The sequence below is a fragment of the Gordonia sp. 852002-10350_SCH5691597 genome (assembly GCF_001665715.1).
In the GTDB taxonomy this organism is placed as follows: Bacteria; Actinomycetota; Actinomycetes; order Mycobacteriales; family Mycobacteriaceae; genus Gordonia; species Gordonia sputi.
In genome coordinates this window covers 1-2,303 of record NZ_LZMO01000136.1, presented here as the reverse complement: position 1 = coordinate 2,303, position 2,303 = coordinate 1, and the positions used below count along the sequence as shown (strand labels likewise).

Annotated in this window: 1 protein-coding gene and 1 pseudogene; both read right to left on the bottom strand. The window is 67.0% G+C overall.

The window, feature by feature from the left end:
• Window positions 1–1,367, bottom strand: a 1,367-nt coding sequence (locus A5777_RS10710) for a sensor histidine kinase (protein ID WP_064862652.1), incomplete at its 3' end; no start/stop codon positions are given.
• A pseudogene (locus tag A5777_RS10705) lies at window positions 1,367–2,303 on the bottom strand (cobyrinate a,c-diamide synthase); the annotation flags it as partial. The gene A5777_RS10710 and the pseudogene A5777_RS10705, both read right to left, overlap by 1 nt.

Here is a 2,303-nt window from a genome sequence, read left to right as displayed (position 1 = left end):
GTGTCGACGGGGCCGTCGAATTGCACACTCGGCGCGATCGGCGCGTGGACGGAGAGTTCGGACACGATGTCGAGGACGCGACGCCGCAACGTCGCGGTGTCGTGGTGTCCGGAGACGGTCTGCAGGTCGAAGATCGAGGTGCGGATCTGCGCAATCGTGCGGTCGAGGTCGGTCATCACCTGTTCGAGCCGCTCGGCACGCGCAGCGTCGTCGAATCGTCCCACTGAACCGGTGCCACCTGCCGCGAGCATGGTCTGTATCGACATGCCGATCGCGAATAGTCGCTGGATCACGTGGTCATGCAGGTCACGGGCGATTCTGTGGCGGTCAGAGAGCACCTCGAGGTCGCGCGCGACCTGCTGTTGCTCCGCGTACACCATCGCCAACGACGCCACTTCGGAGACTCCGGCGAGACCCGACGCCTCCTCGGGCTCCCACACCGGCTCGTCGGCATGCGTGATCACGATCCACCCGAACGCCCCCGAAGCACGCGCCAGCGGCTGCACCGTCGCCCAGCGAGCACCGCGTCGGCCGAGAGCGGGCGAGAGATCGGCTATCGGCACGATCGACATCCCAGTCCCCGCCGGCGCCGCGAAGTCCGCGGGATCGATCTTGAGCGGGCCGCCGGTGTGACCGCTGAGCACGATGTCGTCGCCGCTGTCGGTCTCATCGCTCAGGATGAGGACGTCCGTGGCACCAACCAGGTCCGCCACATCCGCACACATCCGAGAAAGCGTGTCCTCCAACGCAATTCCCGAGAGCGGCTCGGAGCCACGACGCACCAGCACCTGCATCCACCGCTGTCTCGTGCGTGAGCTCTCGAACAACTGCGCATTGTCCACGGCGATTCCGGCGGCTACCGCGAGCACCGCGATCAGCGCTTCGTCGAGCGCCGAGAACTCGTCGGCGCCACGTTTCTCGGTCAGGTAGATGCGGCCGAAGTTGGAGCCGCGGATGATGATCGGAGCACCGAGGAACGTCGTCATCGGCGGATGGTTCGGCGGAAAGCCCACCGACGCAGGGTGTTTCGCCAGATCCGGGATGCGCAGGATATTGGGGTCGTTGATCAGGACCCCGAGCACGCCCTTGCCGACCGGCAGCGATCCCATCACAGACCGCTCTTCGGGGGAGATCCCCGTGTACACGAACTCCGACAACCCTCCGTCGGGACCGCGCACACCCAACGCGCCGTAGCGAGCATCGACGACTCCGACAGCGACCTCGACGATCCGCTGGAGGGCTTCGTCGAGATCAAGTCCCTGCCCGACAACGAGAACGGCCTCGAGCAGATCACGCAGGATCGCCGGATCGTTGACGCCGTGTTCGCGCAGGATCTCGAGCACCTGCGCAACATTGCTCCCGACCATCACGTCTCCTTCGACTCACAGGCGCGCACAAACCGCGCGATGGACGCCGGCACCGCCGCCGGGTGGACATGCAGATACGAGGCGTGGACATTCGACGTCGCCACGCCGTGCACACCCGGCGCGCCGTGATGGTCACGCCACGCCCACGCAGGCGTACCAGCGTCGAGTTCGACGACGCTGCGGTGGAATTCGTGCCCGGTGACCCGTTCACCCGCCCGGTAGATCACCGAATCCGACACCGCCACAGCGTCGCGATATCCGAGGGTGAGCGAGGGGCCGAATCGGCCGACCCCGTCGATGACGCCGGTCATCGGATGCCCGTCGAGCTCCAGCGTGAGGTACAGCAGACCCGCGCACTCACCGTGAATGGGTCCGGTCGCGCGGTTCAGCGCCGCGATGTCTTCTCGCAGTTCATGATTGGCCGCCAGCTTGTCAGCGTGTTCTTCGGGGAACCCCCCTCCGACGACGAGTCCTGCTGTGCGCTCGGGCAATCGGTCGATGAGCGGATCGAACTCGACGACCTCGGCGCCTGCCGCGCGTAACAACTCCGCGTGCTCGGCGTACCCGAAGGTGAACGCGGCACCCGCAGCGATCGCGACGACGGGACTGCCAGAGTGAGGACGAGCAGAGTGGGGACGACCAGGGTGGGGACGTGCGGATTGCGCGCCCACTCCCGCGTCTGCGATGGCGTCGGCCGCCGACCACGGCTCCGACAGCGTTACGCCTCCCGATTCCGCGAGCGCGACGATCGCCGCGAGATCCAGTGCTGCGCCGACCATTTCCGACATCGCGTCGACAGCTTCGACGGCCTCGACCGACCTCTCGGCGGCGGGGATCAGCCCCAGGTGGCGAGAGGGCACCTGAAGGCGCGAGTCGCGACGCAAGACCCCGAGGACAGGCATCCCGACTCGCGCACACGCCTGTCGCAGCACCGCC